This is a genomic window from Pantoea sp. S62 (genome assembly GCF_016658625.1).
Taxonomy (GTDB): Bacteria; Pseudomonadota; Gammaproteobacteria; order Enterobacterales; family Enterobacteriaceae; genus Pantoea; species Pantoea vagans.
The window spans coordinates 145,469-166,345 of sequence record NZ_JACVVI010000007.1 but is presented as its reverse complement, the minus strand read 5'-3'; the positions used below and the strand labels follow the sequence as shown (position 1 = coordinate 166,345).

At 57.3% G+C, this 20,877-nt stretch carries 11 protein-coding genes and 1 pseudogene; 3 read left to right on the top strand and 9 right to left on the bottom strand.

From position 1 onward, the window contains the following. Positions 1 to 41: 41 nt before the first annotated feature. Positions 42 to 2,063, bottom strand: a complete 2,022-nt coding sequence (rep, locus tag IBT54_RS12650) for a DNA helicase Rep (protein ID WP_201252247.1) — start codon at positions 2,061 to 2,063, stop codon at positions 42 to 44. A 75-nt stretch (positions 2,064 to 2,138) separates the two neighbouring features. Between rep and ppiC the strand changes: the two genes are divergently transcribed. Beyond that, positions 2,139 to 2,420, top strand: coding sequence for a peptidylprolyl isomerase PpiC (gene ppiC, locus IBT54_RS12645; RefSeq protein ID WP_008926423.1), 282 nt, complete (start codon positions 2,139 to 2,141; stop codon positions 2,418 to 2,420). Here the strand turns inward: ppiC and IBT54_RS12640 are convergent, their stop codons facing one another. Both IBT54_RS12640 and pdeH read right to left on the bottom strand, forming a co-directional pair. Then, a complete protein-coding gene (locus IBT54_RS12640) occupies positions 2,421 to 4,481 on the bottom strand; it encodes an AsmA family protein (protein ID WP_201252246.1) in 2,061 nt (686 codons plus the stop codon). A 63-nt stretch (positions 4,482 to 4,544) separates the two neighbouring features. Next, complete coding sequence (pdeH, locus tag IBT54_RS12635; protein WP_095706409.1) at positions 4,545 to 5,318, bottom strand: cyclic-guanylate-specific phosphodiesterase; 774 nt, start codon at positions 5,316 to 5,318, stop codon at positions 4,545 to 4,547. A gap of 281 nt (positions 5,319 to 5,599) precedes the next feature. Between pdeH and IBT54_RS12630 the strand changes: the two genes are divergently transcribed. Further along, a complete protein-coding gene (locus IBT54_RS12630) occupies positions 5,600 to 6,532 on the top strand; it encodes a sugar kinase (RefSeq protein ID WP_201252245.1) in 933 nt (310 codons plus the stop codon). A 98-nt stretch (positions 6,533 to 6,630) separates the two neighbouring features. On the opposite strand, the pseudogene msbA reads toward IBT54_RS12630, so the two are convergent. Further along, positions 6,631 to 8,375: pseudogene (gene msbA, locus IBT54_RS12625) on the bottom strand (lipid A ABC transporter ATP-binding protein/permease MsbA). A 492-nt stretch (positions 8,376 to 8,867) separates the two neighbouring features. Between msbA and IBT54_RS12620 the strand changes: the two are divergent. Further along, positions 8,868 to 9,740: an alpha/beta hydrolase gene (locus tag IBT54_RS12620; RefSeq protein WP_095706411.1), complete on the top strand. Its 873-nt coding sequence runs from the start codon at positions 8,868 to 8,870 to the stop codon at positions 9,738 to 9,740. A gap of 2 nt (positions 9,741 to 9,742) precedes the next feature. On the opposite strand, the gene IBT54_RS12615 is transcribed toward IBT54_RS12620, so the two are convergent. The 5 genes from IBT54_RS12615 to bcsB all read right to left on the bottom strand — a co-directional run bounded on the left by IBT54_RS12615 (position 9,743) and on the right by bcsB (position 20,868). After that, positions 9,743 to 11,233 carry a pitrilysin family protein gene (locus IBT54_RS12615; protein WP_033734794.1) on the bottom strand — a complete coding sequence of 497 codons (1,491 nt, stop codon included), beginning with the start codon at positions 11,231 to 11,233 and terminating at the stop codon, positions 9,743 to 9,745. 246 nt (positions 11,234 to 11,479) lie between these two features. Beyond that, positions 11,480 to 12,769: a dicarboxylate/amino acid:cation symporter gene (locus tag IBT54_RS12610; RefSeq protein ID WP_013359658.1), complete on the bottom strand. Its 1,290-nt coding sequence runs from the start codon at positions 12,767 to 12,769 to the stop codon at positions 11,480 to 11,482. 225 nt (positions 12,770 to 12,994) lie between these two features. Further along, positions 12,995 to 15,001 carry a biofilm formation regulator HmsP gene (gene hmsP, locus IBT54_RS12605; protein ID WP_201252244.1) on the bottom strand — a complete coding sequence of 669 codons (2,007 nt, stop codon included), beginning with the start codon at positions 14,999 to 15,001 and terminating at the stop codon, positions 12,995 to 12,997. A gap of 118 nt (positions 15,002 to 15,119) precedes the next feature. After that, a complete protein-coding gene (bcsC, locus tag IBT54_RS12600) occupies positions 15,120 to 18,587 on the bottom strand; it encodes a cellulose synthase complex outer membrane protein BcsC (protein ID WP_201252243.1) in 3,468 nt (1,155 codons plus the stop codon). Continuing rightward, positions 18,580 to 20,868: a cellulose biosynthesis cyclic di-GMP-binding regulatory protein BcsB gene (gene bcsB, locus IBT54_RS12595; protein ID WP_201252242.1), complete on the bottom strand. Its 2,289-nt coding sequence runs from the start codon at positions 20,866 to 20,868 to the stop codon at positions 18,580 to 18,582. The genes bcsC and bcsB overlap by 8 nt, the downstream gene beginning before the upstream one ends. Positions 20,869 to 20,877: the final 9 nt, after the last annotated feature.

Sequence of the window (20,877 nt, the reverse complement as noted above, 5' to 3'; positions counted from 1 at the left end):
AGCACGCGCGTGAGGCGAATTTCCTTCGCCTCACGCGAGGTTTAACTCTTCTTCGCCTTATCCAGCATCGCTCTCAATCCGGCAACCCGACTCTGCCCGGTTTTCATCCGCTCTTCCGCACTGACCACTTTGCGCTCGGTCTCCCATTGCAGATCGTCCTGCGGCAACTCCAGCAGGAAACGACTCGGTTCAGGCCGGATTAACTCGCCATACTGCCGGCGTTCACGACACAGGGTAAAGGTCAGTTCTTTCTGCGCCCGCGTGATCCCCACGTAAGCCAGGCGACGCTCCTCTTCGATATTGTTCTCATCGATGCTGCTCTGATGCGGCAGCAGTCCCTCTTCCATGCCCACCAGGAACACATAGGGGAATTCCAGACCTTTAGAGGCGTGCAGCGTCATCAGTTGCACCTGATCCAGCTCTTCATCGCTTTCACTGCGCTCCATCATGTCGCGCAGGGTAAAGCGCGTCACCACCTGCGCCAGCGTCATTGGCTCATCGATATCGCTGCCTTCGAGCATTTCAGTCATCCACTGAAACAGCGTGTTGACGTTTTTCATCCGCATTTCGGCGGCTTTGGGGCTGCCCGAGGTTTCGAACAGCCAGCTTTCGTAGTCGATGCCGCGAATCAAATCGCGGACGGCATTCACCGGCTCTCGTTCGCTCAGCTGGATAATCTCATTCAGCCAGTGGGTGAAGCGCTGCAGATGCTCCAGACCACGGCCGCTCAGCGTCTGCCCCAGACCGACATCAAAACTGGCGTTAAACAGACTCTTGCTGCGCAGATTGGCCCATTCACCGAGCTTCTGCAGCGTGGCCGGGCCAATCTCGCGGCGCGGCGTATTAACGATGCGCAGAAACGCGCTGTCATCCTCAGGATTGGTCAGCACACGCAGATAGGCGAGCAGATCTTTAATCTCCGGCCGGGAGAAGAAAGAGGTGCCGCCAGAGATGCGATAAGGGATGCGGTTCTGCATCAGAAACTTTTCAAAGGTCCGTGACTGATGGTTGCCGCGATACAGAATCGCGTAATCTTTGTACTGCGTGCGGTTAATAAAGTGATGCGCGATCAGTTCACCGGTGACCCGCTCCGCCTCATGCTCTTCGCTGTTGGCGGTCAGCACTTTCAGCTCGCTGCCCTGCCCCAGCTCCGAAAAGAGCCGCTTCTCAAAGACGTGCGGATTATTGGCAATCAGGATATTGGCCGCCTTCAGGATGCGCTGCGAAGAGCGGTAGTTCTGCTCCAGCTTCACCACCTCCAGCGCCGGGAAATCCTGATTCAGCAGCACCAGATTCTGCGGCCGTGCGCCGCGCCAGGAGTAAATCGACTGGTCATCGTCGCCGACGACCGTGAAGCGCGCACGTGTGCCAACCAGCAGCTTAACCAGCTCATACTGGCTGGTGTTGGTGTCCTGATACTCATCCACCAGCAGATAGCGGATACGCTGCTGCCAGCGCTCACGCACTTCCTGATTACGCAGCAGCAGCAGCGTCGGCAGCAGGATCAGGTCATCAAAGTCCAGCACGTTGCACGCCTTGAGATGCTGACTATAGAGGGCATAGCAGTGGGCAAAGATATTATCCTGCTGTGATTTCGCCTGCGCAGCAGCGCCCTGCGGATCGATCAGATCGTTTTTCCAGTTCGAGATGGTGGAGATAAGCTGCTGCAACAGCGTCTTATCCTCTTCCAGCCACTCTTTGGTCAGTTCTTTCAGCAGGGCGAGCTGATCCTGATCGTCGAACAGCGAGAAGTTCGACTTCATGCCCAGCGCCGCCGTTTCGCGTTTGATGATCTCCAGTCCCAGCGTATGGAAGGTTGAGATCAGCAGGCCGCGCGCCTCTTTGCGGCCCAGCGTCTGCGCCACACGCTCTTTCATTTCGCGCGAAGCTTTATTGGTAAACGTTACCGCGGCGATGTGGCGCGCCTGATAGCCACATTCACGAATCAGATGGGCGATTTTGTTGGTAATCACGCGGGTTTTACCCGATCCCGCGCCCGCCAGCACCAGACAGGGACCGGTAACAAATTCGACGGCACGTTGTTGGCTGGGGTTTAAACGCATAAAAGAAATCGCCTGATTGAATCAAAAGAAAGGGGTTTATACTGGGCGGCAATTATACACAACCGAGATACCAACATGGCGAAAACCGCGGCGGCTTTACACATCCTGGTCAAAGAGGAAGCGCTGGCAAAAGAGATTCTGGCGAAACTGGCGAAAGGCGGCAATTTTCAGGAGCTGGCAAAGAAGCACTCAACCTGTCCTTCCGGCCGTAAGGGGGGCGATCTGGGCGAGTTCCGGCAGGGACAGATGGTGCCGGCCTTTGATAAAGCGGTCTTTACCTGCCCGCTGCTGACGCCTTACGGGCCGGTAAAGACCGGCTTTGGTTATCACATTATCAAAGTGCTCTACCGCAACTAGTTACTTCTTCTGTTTCATCTGCTGCAGGACGGTGCTGCACTGATTGTCTTCGTTATCACTTGGCGAGATCATGGCCAGCAGGGCCGCTGCCGGACCGACGACCGCACCCAGTGCCACGGCAGCGGCACCGCGGGCCAGCAGTGGCCCCGCTTTCACGCCTGCATCCGGATTTTTAAAGGTGCCGCGCACGTAGAGCGGGGAGCGCAGCGTCACGATGCGGATGCCCTTGCTCTCCGGATTCACCGACAGATCCAGCCGCTCACTGCCGAAGTTCGCATTACCTGACACATTGATAATCGCGTTCTCGGTATCAAACACAAACAGGTTAGGCGTCGCCACACCATTCTGCAGTCTGAGATCGGTCGCGGCGCAGTTGATACGCACCTGGTCATCGCCAAACAGCTTGCCGACCACGTAGTTACCGACGTTGAGTCCGGCAATCTCCATCAGGCTGCGGCTGATCAGTCCATCATTCATCAGCAGCTTAAGCTGACCGTTGCTGGTCGCCAGCAGATCGGCCACTGAGTTACCAGTGCCGGTAAAGCTGGCATCGCCATTGAGCTGACCACGGCTGTTTTTCATTGCGTCCACCGTCGGGAAGAGCTGACGCAGTTGCAGCTTACGAACATGAAGGTCAACCCGGCCACGCATCGGCGATCGATCGCCCTCCAGCCGGATGGTACTGTTGAGACTGCCGCCTGCCACACCAAAGCGCAGCGGATCCAGCAGCAGATCGCCGCTTTTCAGCTGTAAGTGGGTATAGAGATCGCTTAACGGCAGGGAATTACTGTGTTCGATTCGTTTGCCGCTGAACTTCACATCGGCATCCATCACGTCCCAGTTTTTAGTCTCAAATTTATCATGCGGCAGCACGCGGTCGGCAGGCTGATTCGATTTCTCACCGCGACGGGCTTTGGCCTGCGCGGTTTTTTCACTGCCTTTGCCGGAGTCCACGCCAATCAGCGGCCCCAGATCGGCCATACGCAGCTGCTCCGAGGTCAGTTCGCCGGTCAGCGTCGGACGGGGTTTGCCCTGCGTGTAAATCAGCGAGCCATGAATATCGCTGTCGCCAATGTGTCCGTTGAATTTCTCATAGCGGTAGACCGCACCTTTTTCGCCATTGAATTTCGCAATCAGATGGCCATCAGTTTCATAAGGGGGTGTGTCAGGCAACAGGACGCCGGTCAGGCCATAGAGATTCGCCAGCGTATCGCCTGCGAAGCGCAGCCGCACGTTAAGCCCGCCGAGGTTCATCGGATCCTGCAACCCGCCCGTCACCTGCACGCGCGTGGAGCCGTTGCGCACATCGGCCTGAATCGGGAACGGGGTGTTCTGGCTGCGCAGCGACAGCATGCCGCCGATTTTGCCGTCGCCAGTGAGTTTCTCGTTGTTATAGGTGCCACTGGCTTTCCAGCCAAAGACAAAATCGCCCGCGCCCTTCTGCTGGTCATCGCCGCCGGCAATCTGCGCGTAAGGCACTGGTTTACCCAGCGGATTGACCTGCACCGTGACATCTGCACGGTTAACGGCATCGCGGTAACGGATTTGTCCCTGATCAAACAGAATATTATCCAGACGGAAGGACCACGCAGACGGCGCGGCATTCTTCTCGTCTTTGTCGCTTTCGGCCAGGGTAAAGGTCCAGTTGTTCTTTTTATCTGCAGTCTGGATCAGCCGGGCATCAGGCCGCTGCAGCTTAATCCACGGGATAAACAGCTCTTTATGTAGCAACGACAGTGGTGACAGCGTGGCATCCACACGTTGCAGATGCACCATCGTGACGTCAGGAATGTCTGGCGGATTGCCCAGCATGATATCTTCCGCGTGCACCTGCGGCCACGGAACCCAGCGCCGCCAGCCTGCCTCGTCGCGATTTCTTGCCCAGTCGATACCCAAATCTCCCCGTATCGCAAAGGGACGGTTTAATTCGGCAGAGACTTTCTGATTGATGGTGGGCTTCAGGCGATTCCAGTCAAAGGTGGCGATGACGACGATAATCACCACGATTAATAACACCAGAATTCCTGCTACCCAGCTGACTATTTTCCCGGTACGCGACATTACGCTTTCTCCTTGCACATTCACGGTCTGCGTTAAAGATAGTCGAGACGGCGAGCAACGGCATCAGGGAAGCTGGATAGTGAGATGATTCAGTTCAGAAAATGGGACAGGCCGCGAAAAGTAGTAGCCCTGGGCTGCGATAGCGGGGGACGCTTTCACCTGCTGCCACTGCGCTTCCGTCTCAACGCCTTCAACAATGACGCCGTTACAGTAGCGATTGATCAGCGCCAGCAGCATAGAAAACAGGCTGCGCCCTTCATCGGTGGTGCCCAGCAAAACAAACAGGTCGCGCGAGAGCTTGATGTAATCATAGTTGAGCTGGGTCAGCGCCGAGAAATTGGCCATACCCGAACCGAAATCATCCAGCCACAGCGCCCCCAGCTCTGGAATTTTCGCTACTTTCTCCTCCTGCGGCAGCACCTGATGCTCGGTGAGTTCAAAGCGTAACCAGGGCAGCCGGGCAATAAGCTGGCGAATAGCAGGTCGATGCTGAATGGCGAGCAGTGAGGGGCCGTCTATGTTGACCGAGGCGACCACATCATTGCGTTCAAAAAATGCAGTCCATTCTGCGAGAAGTTCAAGCTGCTCATACACGACGTTCAGGCGCTGAGCGATGTCGAGTCCGGCAAACCAGGCTTCAGGCGAGAGATTCCGTTCCGGCGCCATGGGATGATAGACGGCGGTCAGCAGTTCAATGGCGAGTAACCGACCGGTTACCCGATAGATCGGCTGAAACCGATAGCGTCGATGACATTGTTGCCAGAAGAGCGGCGTTTCCGTGTGGAGATTAAGGTCGGTTGAAGACGGCAGCCATTGGCTAATACTCTCCATCACCATGCTATTTTCCTGGTTGGTAACACGTCCCCAAAACGGGAGACTGAAGTGATTATCGTAAATGCCTGTGATAATGAGATGAATGGGGCGGCCGTATGAAAACGGAGAGTTTACCAGCCGATTCGTTAGCATAATCGGTAAAACAGGCCGAAATTAGCCGCTCTTATCGCCCGGATCGGGGCCTTTTAGCGCCTTAAGTTAAATTAAAACACCGTTTTAAAACCATTGACGTCTGCCATACCAGACGCGAGACTAAGGCGATATTTCACTACAGGTCTGAAACCATGACGCAGAAGAAAATCGCCATCATCGGCGAATGCATGATTGAGCTGTCCGAAAAGGGTGAGAACATTAAGCGGGGCTTTGGCGGCGATACCCTTAACACGGCCGTTTATCTCGCCCGCCAGGTTGATGAGCAGCAGTTACGGGTCGATTATGTTACCGCGCTGGGCACGGATTCGTTCAGCGATCAGATGATCGCCGCCTGGCAGCAGGAAAAGGTGAATACGGACCTGATTCAGCGCCTCGATAATAAGATGCCGGGCCTGTATGTGATTGAAACCGATGCCGATGGCGAGCGTACCTTCTGGTACTGGCGCAGTGATGCTGCCGCGCGTTACTGGCTCGACAGCCCGCAATCCGCAGAGATAGCCGAACAGCTGTCGCACTACGATTATCTCTACCTTAGCGGCATCAGTCTGGCGATTCTGCCGCCGGCAAGCCGTGAGAAGCTGATGGCATTGCTGGCCCGCTGCCGGGCGAATGGCTGCAGGGTGATTTTTGATAACAACTACCGCCCGCGTTTATGGGCCGATCGCGCCAGCGCGCAGGCTACGTATCGCGCCATGCTGAATTGTACCGATATCGCTTTCCTGACGCTGGATGATGAACATCTGCTGTGGGGCGAGCAGCCACTCGATGACGTTATTGCGCGTACCCGTCAGGCCGGTGCCAGCGAAATCGTCATTAAGCGAGGTGCAGACTCCTGTCTGGTCGCTATCGGCGATGCGCCGCTGATCGAGGTGCCTGCGGTACATCTGGCGAAAGAGAAAGTGATCGATACGACAGCCGCTGGCGATTCATTCAGTGCCGGATATCTGGCGCGTCGTCTGACGGGTGCCTCAGCGGAGGCCGCCGCGCAGCGCGGACACCTGACCGCCAGCACCGTGATTCAGCATCGCGGCGCGATTATTCCGGCGGCGGCGATGCCTGAGTGATACTGAAGCAGTTAGCGTCGTAAAGATCGCTCTGCGAATGCAGATGACGGAAAATGCGCCCCTGGGCGCATTTTTTTAGCTTTGGGCATTCATGCCTCTTATGCACACAGCGACTGACTGAACTGCATCTGATAGAGCCGCGCATACGCGCCGTTCTGTTGCAGCAGCTGCTGATGCGAGCCGCGCTTCACAATTCTCCCCTCTTCAATCAGCAGAATTTCATCTGCTTTTTCAATGGTTGAGAGCCGGTGAGCGATGATCAGCGTGGTCCGGTTCTGCTGTAGTGTTTCCAGCGCAGACTGAATCGCGCGTTCAGACTCGGTGTCCAGGGCCGAGGTCGCTTCGTCGAGGATCAGAATCGGGCTGTCGCGCAACAGGGCGCGGGCAATCGCGATGCGCTGGCGCTGTCCACCCGACAGCAGCACCCCATTTTCCCCAATCACCGTATCCAGTCCGTTATCCATTTTATTAATGAATTCCATGGCATGAGCCATCTCTGCCACCTTTTCAATTTCCTTGCGGCGGAAAACATCGGTGCGGGCATAAGCAATGTTGTTGGCGACCGTGTCGTTGAACAGGTGAACATGCTGAGAAACCAGCGCAATCTGCTCGCGTAGCGAGGCCAGTGAATAATCACGCAGATCATGCCCATCCAGCAAAATTTCGCCGCTGTCGATGTCGTAAAAGCGCGTCAGCAGGCTGGCGAGAGTCGATTTACCCGAACCGGAACGGCCAACCAGCGCCACGGTTTTACCGGCGGGAATCGTCAGATTGATATGCTGCAGCGCCGGGGTTTCCGCGACCGGATAGGTAAAGGTAACATCGCGAAACTCAATGTTGCCGGTGGCGCGCTTAACCACGCGTGTACCTTCGTCTTTCTCCTGCTCCGTATCCAGAATCGCAAACAGCGTCTGACAGGCCGCCATGCCGCGCTGGAACTGGGCGTTGACGTTGGTCAGTGCGGACGCATCAGCATGGCGGAAAACACCGCGCTGATGGAGCCCGCCGTCAGCGTGGCCATTACCGAGGGAAAGCTGGCCGCATAAAGCACAAAGGCGAGTGCTGAGGAGGCGAGCAGCTGAATAATCGGATCGGAGAGCGAGGTCGCCGAGACCATTTTCATTCCCTGGTGACGCATTTTGTTGCTGACCTGGCCGAAGCGGTCGGTCTCAACCTGCTGACCGCCGAACATCAGCACCTCTTTATGCCCTTTCAGCATCTGCTCTGCATGAGAGGTCACCTGCCCCATGGTGTTCTGCATATTTTTGCTGATGCGGCGGAAGCGCCGGGAGACGATGCGGATCGCCAGCGACACAATGGGAGCCAGCAACAGCAGGATCAGGGAAAGCTGCCAGCTGTAGTAGAACACCATGACAAACAGGCCAGGAATCGAGGCCCCTTCACGTACTACCGTGACCAGCGATCCGGAAGAGGAAGACGCGACCTGTTCGCAGTCGTAGCTGATACGGGAGAGCAGCGTGCCGGTTGATTGCTGATCAAAGAACGACACCGGCATGCCCATCATGTGACTGAACAGCCGAAGACGCAGGGTCATGACCACTTTGCCTGACACCCAGGAGATGCAGTAACTCGAGATATAACCGCTGACACCGCGGATCAGGATCAGCCCGATAATCACCAGCGGCATCCAGACCAGAATGCCGTGGTTATTTTTGCCAATCACATCGTCCAGCAGCGTCTTCAGTAACGTCAGCATAAACGGGTCTATAGCAGCATTGACGATCAGGGCAACACCCGCAACCAGCAGTCCCAGCCTGAAAGGAGAAATTGTCGGCCACAGGCGACCAAAGGTTTGTCTGGTGGAGAGATCGGTATCAAACATGAGATACATCTTACCGTTGTGAACAGACGGATGATGTTATGTTAAACCGCATCAACCAACAGGAAACTGCCTCGTGGTCAATGATGCTGACCATTCGCAAATGAGACTGGCACATTAATCTCAGCATCGAGGCGGAGATCACTCTGTCATTAAAAGCATTATGTCGTCTTAACAGCAAACAGCGTGATATCCGGTAAATTGCGGCTAACAAAGCGGCCCGTGCCAGCCATTTACCTTAAGCTGAAAATTAGTGGTTAATAACAGACACCCTGCGGCAATCCCCGTTAATCCCTCTTATAATTTATTGATTAAAATTAATCATTTACGCAGACAGTTCTCACTCCAGGCATAGTCCGAATCTGGTCAGATTCGCCCTTTTCGGATGGACGACCGCCTGAAAAAAGACCATCTTTTAATCAAAAGAAAGCAGGACGCTGTTCTCTCCGGCCGCGAACAAAACAATTAAAATATTCCCCGCATCAGGATCTATTTATGCACACAGAAATTATTAATATCTGGCCACACGGTGATGCGCCAGGCGCCAGCGACTCCCGCGCCGAACCGCAGATTGTCGATATGGCAAAAGAGTATGAGCCTTACGATCGCGCCGCTACCGGCGTGCGTTGCCCGGAGATGGCGATCTGGCATCCGGTCGAATCCAACGGCATTACCCTGCTGGTCGCTCCGGGCGGTGGCTATCAGCGTGTAATGATCGATCGTGAAGGCAGCGCGCTGGCGACCTTCTTTACCTCCATGGGCTATACCCTGGCGGTCATGACCTATCGCCTGCCCTACGACGGACATCACGAAGGCCCCGATGCGCCGCTGGCCGATGCACAGCGTGCGGTTCGCGTCCTGCGTGATCGGGCACAGCGTGGCCTGAACGGTAAATACATTGTGATGATGGGCTTTTCGGCGGGTGGCCACGTGGCAGCCAGTCTGGGCACGCGTTTCGCAGAGAAACTCTATCCGGTGCAGGATGGCGCTGAAAACTTCTCGCCGCGTCCGGATGCGATGGTACTGGTCTATCCCCTGATCAGCATGCGTGACGGCCTCGCCCACGAAGGTGCCAGAACCCGCCTGCTGGGTGCGTGGCCGGATCAGAAAACGATTGAAGCCTACTCAATGGAAACCCGGGTTCATCCGCTGGTGCCGCCGACGCTGTTAATCCACGCCGCCGACGATGATGATGTCTCCGTGAATCACAGCATGGCGTTTTTCGGCGCGCTGCGTGAGCACAAAGTTCCGGCAGAGGTGCATTTCTATCAGAAAGGCGGGCACGGATTTGGTATCCGTGGCGTGGCGGATTTGCCCCTCGCCAGCTGGCCGATGTTAGTGACCGAATGGCTCAGGGCAAAAACCTGACGTTACGCGGCGGGCGGAACGTCTTTGACGTTGCTATCCGGCGGACTGGCTTCATTGCTGGTCGCCGGTGCCGCTGATGGTGACATCACTTTGTCCCAGCTGTTTTGCAGGCTCTTCACGTTGGTTTCTGCTTCGCCTTCCGGCTGAATCAGAACCATCATCAGTTCCTGCGTCAGTTGCTGGCGCAGCTCCTGGTTCAGCTGTTCACGGGTCAGGCCGGCCAGGAAAGTCTGACGCAGCTTCTGATACTGCTCAGGCGCGATATCAACCACGGCGTTCTGCTGCGAGCGCAGGCGCTGACTCATCAGCACATCGGTGTCGGTACGGGCATACGTGGTAAACAGCTTGTTCAGCTCCAGCAGCTTCTGCGCCATCAGCGCATCAAACTCCTCCTGCGGTAAACCTTTATCACGCACGTTTGCCAGCTCACGGGCCACCAGATTCATATTCTGCGCCAGATTTTCATTGCGCCCATCCAGGTTGATAGAACACTGCGCACGCTGATAAAGCACACGGCAGTCAAATCCGACCTGGATGCCCTGTGCCTTGCTGTCGCTGAGTGCACGCTGCACATGCCAGAACAGCGCTTCACGGGCCAGATCGCCCTGCCAGTAACGCTGCAGATTCTGAGAGTCACGAATCGGCTGCCACGGCGTATCCCACACCAGCGACAGACGATCCTGGGTCATGTTGCTGCTGACCAGATTCACCGGCTCGTGTGGCAGCGGTGACAGGGTGGGCAGTGGCGCAGGGGTTTCACGTTTGCCGGTTAACGCCGAGAAGGTTTTGTTAATCTGTTCTGAGAGGTTACGGCTGTCGACGTTGCCTACCACGTAGAGCGTCATCGCGTCCGGGGTGTACCACTGATGATAAAAATCGCTGAGCTGGGTTAAATCAACCGGCGCACGGGGCTGTGCAGCGGGATCGTGCGCCAGCAGCGCGGAGCCTTTCAGGCGGTAGCGCCACCAGACATCCTGCGGATCTTTCGGCCAGGTCGCCACCGGATCGGAAGCGGCCAGCGCGGTGTTAACCACCTCTTCAGTGATCGCCATATTGCCTGCCGTGGCCGCCAGCCAGTTCAGCGCTTCTTTCAGCAGCTCGGGGCGGTTATTCGGCAGACTCAGATTATATTGGGTGGAATCATAGGAGGCGATGACGGGCGGCAGCGGATGCTGAGGATCCATCGCCTGTTGCCATAGCGCGCGCTGCTGCTGCGTATCGAGCGCCGTGTTATGCACCATCGCCAGACGCGACAGCAGATGGCTGAAGCCGGTCTGTTGCGCACTTTCCACCAGCGAACCGGTGTTCACCACCAGTCGCAGTTCAATGCGGTCACTGGGGCGCTGCGGTGTGGCCAGTAACTGCCAGTTAAATCCATTATCCAGCTTGCCTTCCTGCCAGGCCGGATCCGGTTGCAGCGTTTCTGCCTGGAGACCAAAGCTGCCTGCCAGCACTAATCCACCAACCAAAAGCCGAATTCTGGTGCCCTGCATGTGAACCCCTACTCAAATAATTCAAATATCGTTATCACTGGCGCATATTGCCGCTGTTATTAACGAATCGGCTGGCGCCGAATCGCGCTGTTATCCAACAACAGAGTGTTTGACCACAGGAAGCTCAGGATGTCGCGCAACGAAGTGAAAAACGTCAAAAAAAACAAGTGGGGTTCATTATGCAAATGCCCGCTGTCAGGGCAAGCGACAGCGGGCATTTGTGGGGATTTAAGTGAAATTCAATGATTAAATTGAAGATTCAGACGCTTTATTCTCCTTATTACGGCCTGCCAGCGTGTCGGTCAGCTGTTTATGATCCAGCTGATCGACCCACTTCGCGACCACCACGGTAGCCACACCGTTACCGATCAGGTTAGTCAGCGCACGGGCTTCGGACATAAAGCGGTCAATACCGAGTATCAGCGCCAGACCCGCCACCGGCAGATGTCCTACCGCAGAGAGCGTCGCCGCCAGTACGATAAATCCGCTTCCGGTTACCCCCGCTGCGCCTTTCGAGGAGAGCAGCAGCACCACCAGCAGCGTAATCTGATGGAAGATATCCATGTGCGCATTGGTCGCCTGAGCGATAAACACCGCCGCCATGGTCAGGTAAATCGATGTGCCGTCGAGGTTAAAGGAGTAACCGGTGGGGATCACCAGCCCGACCACTGATTTCTTACAGCCCAGTTTCTCCATCTTATCCAGCATACGCGGCAGCGCAGACTCGGAAGAGGAGGTTCCCAGCACAATCAGCAGCTCTTCTTTGATGTAGGCAATGAACTTAAAGATGCTGAATCCGGCAAACAGACGCGCTATCAGCCCCAGCACGATCACCACAAACAGCACGCAGGTGATGTAGAAGCAGATAATCAGCTGGCCGAGCTGCACCAGTGATCCCACGCCATATTTACCGATAGTAAACGCCATTGCGCCAAATGCCCCTATCGGTGCCAGACGCATGATCATGTTAATGATGCCGAAAATCACTTTTGAGAAATTTTCAATCACGTTGAAAATCAGCGTGCCGGTATTACCCAGGCGATGCAGGGCAAAACCAAACAGAATGGCGAACAGCAATACCTGCAGAATGTTGCCGCTGGCAAAGGCGCCAATCACGCTGTTAGGAATAATATCCAGCAAGAAAGGAACGATGCCCTGCTGTTCTGCCTGCTGGGCGTACATCGCCACGGCTTTGGCGTCCAGCGTGGCAGGATCAACGTTCATCCCGGCACCTGGCTGCACGACGTTCACCACGATCAGGCCGATAATCAGCGCGATGGTGCTGACAATTTCAAAATAGAGCAGGGCTACTGCGCCGGTCCGCCCTACCGCTTTCATACTTTCCATGCCAGCGATGCCGGTCACCACGGTACAGAAAATCACCGGGGCGATAATCATCTTGATTAATTTAACAAAGCCATCTCCCAGCGGCTTCATCTGAGTCCCTAACTCCGGGTAAAAATGGCCTAACAAAACGCCGATGCCAATCGCCATCAGCACCTGGAAGTAAAGGCTTTTAAAAAGTGAGGTTTTCATAAACAGGTGTCCACTAACGCCGTGAGGTGATGTTGTCGGATTCGTTATTGTGACTGGCGGGCAACAGAGGTGGCGCCTGACAGCAACCTGAAAATAACACTCTGTTTACGTGATTAATACAGGGTGACAAACGCCCAGGAAACCCTGGGATCGTAATTCTGAACTGAAACGCTTCAGCAAGGGGTTTTGTAACTAAAATTCTCGCAAAATCAATGAATCAGGCAATTATTGCGGCAGTGAGGAGTTTTCGATCCACGTCTGGTTGAATCGGCTCACCGGCAGCGCTTCCGCATAGAGATAGCCCTGACCGATAGCGATACCGCGCGCCAGCAGCCAGTCGCGCTGCTCTGCCGTTTCCACGCCTTCGGCAATCACCTCAAGATGAATAATCTCGGCGATGGCCGCCACGATGCGGACCATGGTGTCGTCATGCGGCAGTGCCGCCACAAAGCTGCGATCCATCTTCAGTTTGTTAACCGGCAACGCTTTGAGCTGATGGAGATAGTTCAGGTTGGAATAGCCCATGCCGAAATCATCCAGCGCCACCGCCACGCCGGTCTGCTGCAACAGTCGCAGCATCGATATCGCCTGTTCCGCATCGTCAAGCTGAGCCGTCTCTGTCACTTCCAGCACCAGGGTGCCTGGTGCGATGCGGTGGCGCGCCAGCAAAGATTTCAGATGAGAAACTACGCCGGTATCCCGCAGTTGCACCGCGGAAATATTCACACTCAGCGGCAGCATAATGCCCTGTCGCTGCCAGCCAGCCAGAATGCGGCACGCCTCTTCAAACACCCAGCGGCCAATCGCGCTAATCACGCCAATCTCTTCGGCACTGGCAATAAACTCTTCGGTCAGACCGTAACTGCCATCTGGCTGGCGCATACGCAGCAGCGCTTCTGCGCCGGTTAACGTGCCGGTGCGCATATCCACCTGAGGTTGCAGGTAGAGGGCGAACTGCTCATCGTGCAGCCCCTGCAGAATGTCATGCTCCTGCGTCAGGCGTTTCTGCGCGCGCTCGGTCAGGGCAGCGTCAAAGAACAGGATCTGATTTTTACCCTGATGACGGGCCGACATCATCGCCGAGGTCGCGCGGTCAAGCAGCTCATTCGCGCTCAGCGGCCGATCGTCGCGCAGCGCCAGACCAATACTGACGTTAGGACGCAGCTGCAACTGATGCAGGTTGACCGGCTGATTCAGGCGAATCATCAGGTTACGCGCCAGGCGCAGCGCACGGAACGGATTACTGGCGCGCTTCATTAACAGCACGAAGTCGCTGACACCGGTCTGTGCCAGCAGGGTATGGTCATCCAGCGTATGCCGAATCTTCTCCACCAGCGTCAGCATCAGCGTATCGCGCTGCTCATCGCTCAGTACGCCGTTAGCTTCCTGCAGCGTTTCAATGCGGATCACCATCAGACCCAGTGGCTGTTCAGGGTTGCACATGAACTGCTCGACCAGCGCCAGAAACAGCGTACGGTTAGGCAGATCGGTGACGGCAAAATGGGTGGTCAGCCGACTCATCTCGTCATGAATCGACTCCAGCACCTGCTGATTGCGGTTGTAGCTGCGGATCAGCATGCCGATTTCGTCATCGCGGTGGCTCTGCGGCAGGGTCAGTTTATGCGTCAGAATCGACTGCGGTGGCAGCTCCTGCAATTCCCGTGAGAGATTGCGCAGCGGATGCACCACCAGCCGGTTGATGCACCAGCTGATCGCCACGGAGAGGATCAGCGCCAGTAGCAGGTAGGTGATGATCATGGTCGAGAGCGTGCTGAGGATAAACTGGTAGACGCGCGTCGAGTTAGCCTGCAACACCAGATAGGCCAGCGGCTTCGGCATCCCGGTATTTTCCACCGAATAGAGCGGCAGGGTAATCTGCACCGGCAGCTCAAACAGGCGGGCCACCAGAAGCGGCACCGGTTTTTCCGTCTCGAAGTCGGCGTGCAGGGCCTGGAACGCATTCGGCAGCACCACATCGGCGCGCGATAAAATACCGGCTGGCTTCAGTGAATGAAGAATGCGTTCGGCCTGAGAAATATCGGCACGCAGCACCGCTTCCGACAGCGGCTGGCGGACGGTGTGTGCGATATTCTCCATCTGCTGGGCATAGTCAATCCTGCGCTGCTGCACAAAATGAAACAGTTGGATGACGATAAAGATACTGATGGTGATAACCGCAACCAGCGAAACTGTCGCCATCTGCTTTATCGTAAGTGACCGGCTTACGCGCAAAAAAATTCTCTCCCGACGATGAAAAAAGCCCAGATAGCAGACAGGACAATGCCCGCCAGTATATCCCATAAACTGACTTTTTTACCGTCTGAAAAGTCCTGCTTTTTCCCGTTCCGTGTTATTTAAAATCTGCGTAAGGGATCAGCGGCTGTGGCGGCATATCGAGATCGCCTTCCCAGCCGTCGGCAGCATAGCGCACATAGAGCAGACCATGACTCGGGGTGTAATCCTTCGCCTGCTGAATATCGACACCCGCACCAATAAACCAGTTCGACGTCAGCCGTCGCTCAATCACTGCCTGCAGCGTATAGCCCGTACCGCCGCCGGAACTGCTGGCAGAAGACGGATTACTGGCCAGGGTATAACCCGGATTAACCGGATAACGCTGCTGCGCACTGGTTTTCGAATGGGACCAGGAGACGGAGCCGCCCAGATCAAACGACCAGTTCTCTGTCCGCTGCCGCCAGGTCACCGGCACGGAAAAAGAGAGATACTGCTGCGGACTGTAGTAACCGCCCTGGCCGAAGGTGTAATCGCTGAGATCCTTCTGATAGTGCCAGAGCATGCTGTTCAGCCCGACGGTCGCACGGCGGTTGTCGCTGTTGATGAGCTTGTAGTAGTAGCCGCCCATCAGCCGCTCGCGGCTGTTATCGGCAACATTTTTACCTGTGATCTGATGCGCACTGATGTCGCCCCAGACGCCATGCGCCCCGCCCTGATCGTAACTCAGCCCGATGCTGCCGCCCGTGGCCACCACGCCACCCCAGCTTTTGCCGCCATTGGCGGCGGGATCGCGCGTCCCGGCATAGGAGAGCAGCGAACTGGCTATCGGCCTGCGTGAGGCAGTGAGTGTGACGCCGAGCTGTTTCACATCGGTTTTCCAGCTCAGCCCGCCGGTCCAGTTCGTGACTTCAAAACCCAGCGGCGTAGTACCGAGGTCAGCCGACCAGGTCGCGTTATGCCAGCCAGCGGCCAGCGCCGTACCCTCATCGCGCTGGCGGGTCTGACGACTGCAGCCGCCGGAATTCGCATCGTCACAGCTGCCAAACAGAGCGTCGATGTTGCCGTTTTGGGTGGTAAAGGTGCCTGCGGAGACATCCACCCGATCAAGACGGACAAAGCCCCGGCCATCAGCAAACGGATGTTCCGCCTGCAGCATGGTGGTGTGCGCCGTAAAATCAGAGATGCCGCCGGTGCCGCTGTTGCGTGAATAGTCCTGCTGCACCGTCAGCGTGGTCTGCTGCTGACGATAAAGATCGGCCGTGTCGCTGCGCAGGCTGCGCTTCAGCCAGTCATCCTGGGGATCGTTGCGGGTTGCGCGGCTGATATTGCCACTGCTATCGATACCGCTGGCCGTCATCGCCTGACGATAGTCTGCCAGTGCCTGTTCAGGCTGCTGCTGTGCGCCCTCCAGCCGTGCCGCATCACGAAACACCAGCGCCTTGTCCTGCGAAGGCGGCAGCGCGGCGGCGCGCTGTTTCAGATCGGTAAACTGCGCAGCAGCCCGCGTGGTTTCACCCACCGCCTGCCACGCCAGCGCAGCACGGCGATCCGCATTGACACTCGCCTGTACGGGCGGCTGTTGCGCCAGGGCCTGGCGGGCTTCGCTGTTGCGCTGCAGGGCAACCAGCGCTTCGATTCGTCCCAGCGCCGCATCGCCGTTATCCGGCTGGCGCGACAGCACCTGCTGATATTCCGCCAGCGCCTGCGGCGCTTCACCGCGTTCCAGCGCCCAGTCGGCCAGCATCAGGTCGCGCCGGCTAGAAACCGGCTGCTGCTCAAGCAGCGTCACCGCTGCCTGCTCCTGCCCGGCGGCACGCAGCGCCTCAGCCTGGGCAAAGATCTGATCCTGCTTCAGGCGGTCAGCCAGCTCGCGCATATCGCTGCTCCACTGCGCGTCGGGCAGCCGATGCAGCGTGGCCATCGCCTCGCTGTTGTTATCATTGCCTGAGAACCAGAGTGCGGTCGCATAAAGCGCAGTGGCGTCCTGAGGATGCTGCTGCGGCAGTGCGCGCATTACCGCATCCGCCTGCTGTCCGGCTCCGCTGTTACGCAGTGCGCCTGCCAGTCGGTAACTGAGCCAGACGTCATCCGGTGACAGCTCGCGCGCCTGACGATATTTCTCTGCGGCCTGCGACCAGCGCGCCTGCTGCGCCAGGGCATCCGCTTCCGCGCGCAGGCTGTCGCTGCGCAGCGTCCGGATCGTGTCGGCCAGTGCGCGCTGCTGTGCAGCAGGTAAGGTATTGATGAATTCCATCTCGCGGGCGGGCGACACCGTCTGATACAGTCCCGCCAGCCGACGCACCGCGGTGATATTAGTGCCATCCAGCCGTCGCGCGCGCTGCCAGAACTGTTCAGCCGCCGCCGTCTCTTTGCGGGCCATCGCCACATCGCCCAGGCCAATCAGGGCATAGCTGTCGCTGCTGTCATACGTTTGCGCCGCGCGATAGTGCTTTTCGGCAGCATCAATATCGTGCTGTGCCAGCGCTTTATCGCCCTGCTCAATCGCCAGCCAGTAACGGTTGCTCTGCAGCAGCGACTGCCATTTGCCGATCAGCGTGCTCTGCTGACCCGCTTTGATGGCGCGTTCCAGCCAGAGAATAGCGGCATCACGATGGCCGGCGCGGGCCTGAGTTTGTCCCATCGCGCCCATTAATTCAGCATCTTCGGGATTCGCTTTCAGCGCCCGGTTAAGGGTCGTCATCGCGTTATTCACATCGCCTGCGTCGACCAGCGCCAGCGCCCGCATCCTTTCCCGATAAGCGGGATCGGCCAGCGTCGTCTGCTGCTTCGCGAGCGCCTCTGCGCCCTGCTGGTACGCATCGCCCTCAGTAAACACGGTCAGGTAGGCTTTAAGCTGCGCTACGCTGCTGTCGCTGATCGGCTGACTGGTGATCTGCTGCAGCCAGAGGTCGGCGGCAGCGGCACGCCCGCCGTTGCTGTTTGCCAGCTTTTTCAGCTGCGCTATCGCCTTTTCTGGCTGCTGCTGATTAAATGCCATGCGTGCAATTTGTAGCTCAACCCCGATATTGCCCGGATAGCGCTGTTCCAGTGCCTGAAGCTGCTGATAAGCCACACCCTCCTGGCCGGGAAGGCGCGCCAGCAGCCGCCAGTACTCCAGGGCGGTATTGGGATCGGGGAAGATGCCGTTAAACAGCGCATCATAAGCGCTTTTCGCCTCGGTCAGTCGCCCCGAGGTGGCAAGCAGACGCGCCTGCTGCAGTTGCTGTCGTCCATCGGATGAGGTCAGCGCCAGGCCGACAGCTGATTCGCGCGTCTCTGCCGAATCAGGTGCAACCTTTTTCAGTTGATCCAGCAGCAACTGCGCGCTGGCGATATCGCCCTGGTGCAGTGCCAGCCGCAGACGTGCCGCCAGCACCTGGGGATTATCGGGATCGATTTTCTCCAGCCGATAGAGCGACTGCTGTACCAGATCGTATTTATTGGTCGACTCGCCGGTACGGACCTGGGTCAGTAGCCAGTCGACCGGCGAGACTTCCGATCCGTCAGCGGCGACGGCCATGCCCGGCAGCGCACTCAGCGCGCCGAGCAGCATGCCTGTCCGCAATAACTGAGCGTTATTCATCTTCGTCCAGTAAACGACGACGGGTAATAATTCGCATCAGACGCCATGTCATCAGCGCGAACAGCACCACCACAAAGAGCGCACAGAGTGCCAGCCAGAAGGGATGTGAAGAGAGCAGCGACCAGAGACGCTCCCACCACGGCAGATGGCCGACAAAGTAGGTCTCTCCAACGCGCAGGCTGTTGATGCCCGACTCACGGATAATCGCCGTGGAGCCTGAAATCGCCTGGCGTTTGCCGCTGTCAGCCAGCGCCTCATCAAGCAACTGCCAGCTGCGCGGACTGCCATCGGCGAGCAGCGCCACCACACTGCGCTGATCGTAAAACGGCGACTGGAAACCGATCACGGTCGCCAGCGGGCCGCGTGACCCAATAGCCGTAGTGCTTTCCGCTGCTCTTTCAGCCTCGCTCAGCGGCTGAACAGGCTGAGAAACCCTGCGCGCCGGGGTTTTCAGCCAGCTGGCGGTGGCATCAACCAGCGCCGTGATCCGGCGGTCATCCTGAAGATCTTTAGGGATGTCGCCGATCATCAGCAGATCCGCATCCTGCTTTTTCGCCGTACTCCAGTCATCGGTAAGCTGCACGCGCAGCGCCGGATAGCCGGTCTGCGCGCCCATATTGCCCAGCGCATTCAGCAGCGTACTGACCTGCTGTGCATCGGGATTGGGCTGGACCAGCACCAGCGTCTGGGCCAGATCGGCGTAGCGACTGAACGGGAAGCCCGCATTCGCCCAGCTCTGCAATGAGGGCATTTCGATGTAGTGGCGATAACCAGAGAAGTCGATGCTGGAACTGTCGTCCACCACAACATGGTGTCCTACCGGCGTCACGGTTTCACAACGCCCGTCGGCGGTGCCACCCATAAAAGTGTTGGCATAGTCAAAATCAAAGCGCAGCTGGTTTACCACGCCCAGCCGCAGCGCCGGGATCAGCAGCTCATGATTCTTGTCCATCATTCCCTGAATCAGCGGAATATGCAGCAGTTGCTGTCCGGCGGTGTTTTTCGGCACCAGCGGGTAGTCCTGAATAAACTGATTATTCAGGTTAACGGCCAGCCGTGAGCCATCCGGGTGGACAGGCGAGGTATAGCGATAGCTCAGATCCATATCGATACCGCGCGCCCGTACCAGGAAGAGATCGGGCGGCAGGTTCAGCGTCAGGCTGATCGGGTTGGGCTGCAGACCGTCGGACTGTAACTGGTTTTGATACTGCGTCAGCTCAGCAAATGTGGTGCGGCGATCGGTCCGCACCCAGTTTGGCGCATCATAGGGCTGACGCGGTGCCAGCAGTGTGACGCGGTCGACGGTCGCGCTGTCGCCGCGCAACAGCAGCTCACCCTGCGCAATCCCCTGCACCGCCGTCAGCAGATCGTCGTCGTTGCGTCCCAGGATTAGCAGCATTTTTTCATAAGGACTGTCAGGCTGGCTTACCATCGCCACGGTCGGCTTCATCACCGGCGGCAAATTTTTCAGGAAATCCGGGCGTGCATCGTTGGTGGCAAACACCACCGCATGCTGCTGTTGCGGCAGCTGATTGTAGAGCACCGGAAAATGCTGTCCGCGCCAGGCGGCTTTGCTGCCGAACCATGAGGCCAGGATCGCGGCGGCACGCTGCTGGTTAACGTCTGGCCGGGCAGCAAACACCATCGGCAGAGTCAGCGGTCGCGTGTCGCGCGTATCAAGAAAGGGCTCCGGGAAATGAGACAGGTCATTTTTCAGCGGCAGCTTTTGTAGCGTCAGATCCAGACCGCTCTCTTTGCCGATATCGAGCCAGATGGTGCTGTTAGCCGGATTTTCACAGATGTTGGCGTAGTGACCGACCAGCTCAAAGCGCACGCGGTTAAAGTCGGTGATAAAACGGGGATCGATCGCCAACTGCATCTGATTCTGTTTGCCAGGCTGTTCCGGCGTCAGGGTGATCAGGCTCACCAGCTCATCATTGAGATAGACTTTCAGCTGCGACAGCGTGGGCAGCAGCGCAGGCGACGGCCGGTAGCTGAGATTAAGCAGCGCACGTGTCACCACCTCATCACTGCGCACCCCGAACTCGATCTGCCCGCTGGGGCGCGTTCCGCTGAGCGTTATGCTGCCCGGCGGCGGCGCCAGCTTAGCAAAGCTCAGCTGACTGCTACGCAGCGGCGCGGCAGGCTGCTGCGGCAACGATTGCACCGCCGTTTCTCCGGTAGCCATGACCGGTGCACTCTCCTGCGCCACGGCACTGCTCAGCGTTGCCGAGCCCAGCAGCAGTGCAGCGACCCACCTGTTTATTCCTGTTGTCGTCATATCATCAAC

Bases quoted from the DNA above. Each gene is read 5' to 3' on its own strand.
- IBT54_RS12640 (WP_201252246.1), bottom strand. From the start codon at position 4,481: ATGTCGCGTACCGGGAAAATAGTCAGCTGGGTAGCAGGAATTCTGGTG.
- IBT54_RS12620 (WP_095706411.1), top strand. From the start codon at position 8,868: ATGCACACAGAAATTATTAATATCTGGCCACACGGTGATGCGCCAGGC.
- IBT54_RS12630 (WP_201252245.1), top strand. From the start codon at position 5,600: ATGACGCAGAAGAAAATCGCCATCATCGGCGAATGCATGATTGAGCTG.
- ppiC (WP_008926423.1), top strand. From the start codon at position 2,139: ATGGCGAAAACCGCGGCGGCTTTACACATCCTGGTCAAAGAGGAAGCG.
- bcsC (WP_201252243.1), bottom strand. From the start codon at position 18,587: ATGAATAACGCTCAGTTATTGCGGACAGGCATGCTGCTCGGCGCGCTG.
- IBT54_RS12610 (WP_013359658.1), bottom strand. From the start codon at position 12,769: ATGAAAACCTCACTTTTTAAAAGCCTTTACTTCCAGGTGCTGATGGCG.
- IBT54_RS12615 (WP_033734794.1), bottom strand. From the start codon at position 11,233: ATGCAGGGCACCAGAATTCGGCTTTTGGTTGGTGGATTAGTGCTGGCA.
- pdeH (WP_095706409.1), bottom strand. From the start codon at position 5,318: ATGGTGATGGAGAGTATTAGCCAATGGCTGCCGTCTTCAACCGACCTT.
- rep (WP_201252247.1), bottom strand. From the start codon at position 2,063: ATGCGTTTAAACCCCAGCCAACAACGTGCCGTCGAATTTGTTACCGGT.
- bcsB (WP_201252242.1), bottom strand. From the start codon at position 20,868: ATGACGACAACAGGAATAAACAGGTGGGTCGCTGCACTGCTGCTGGGC.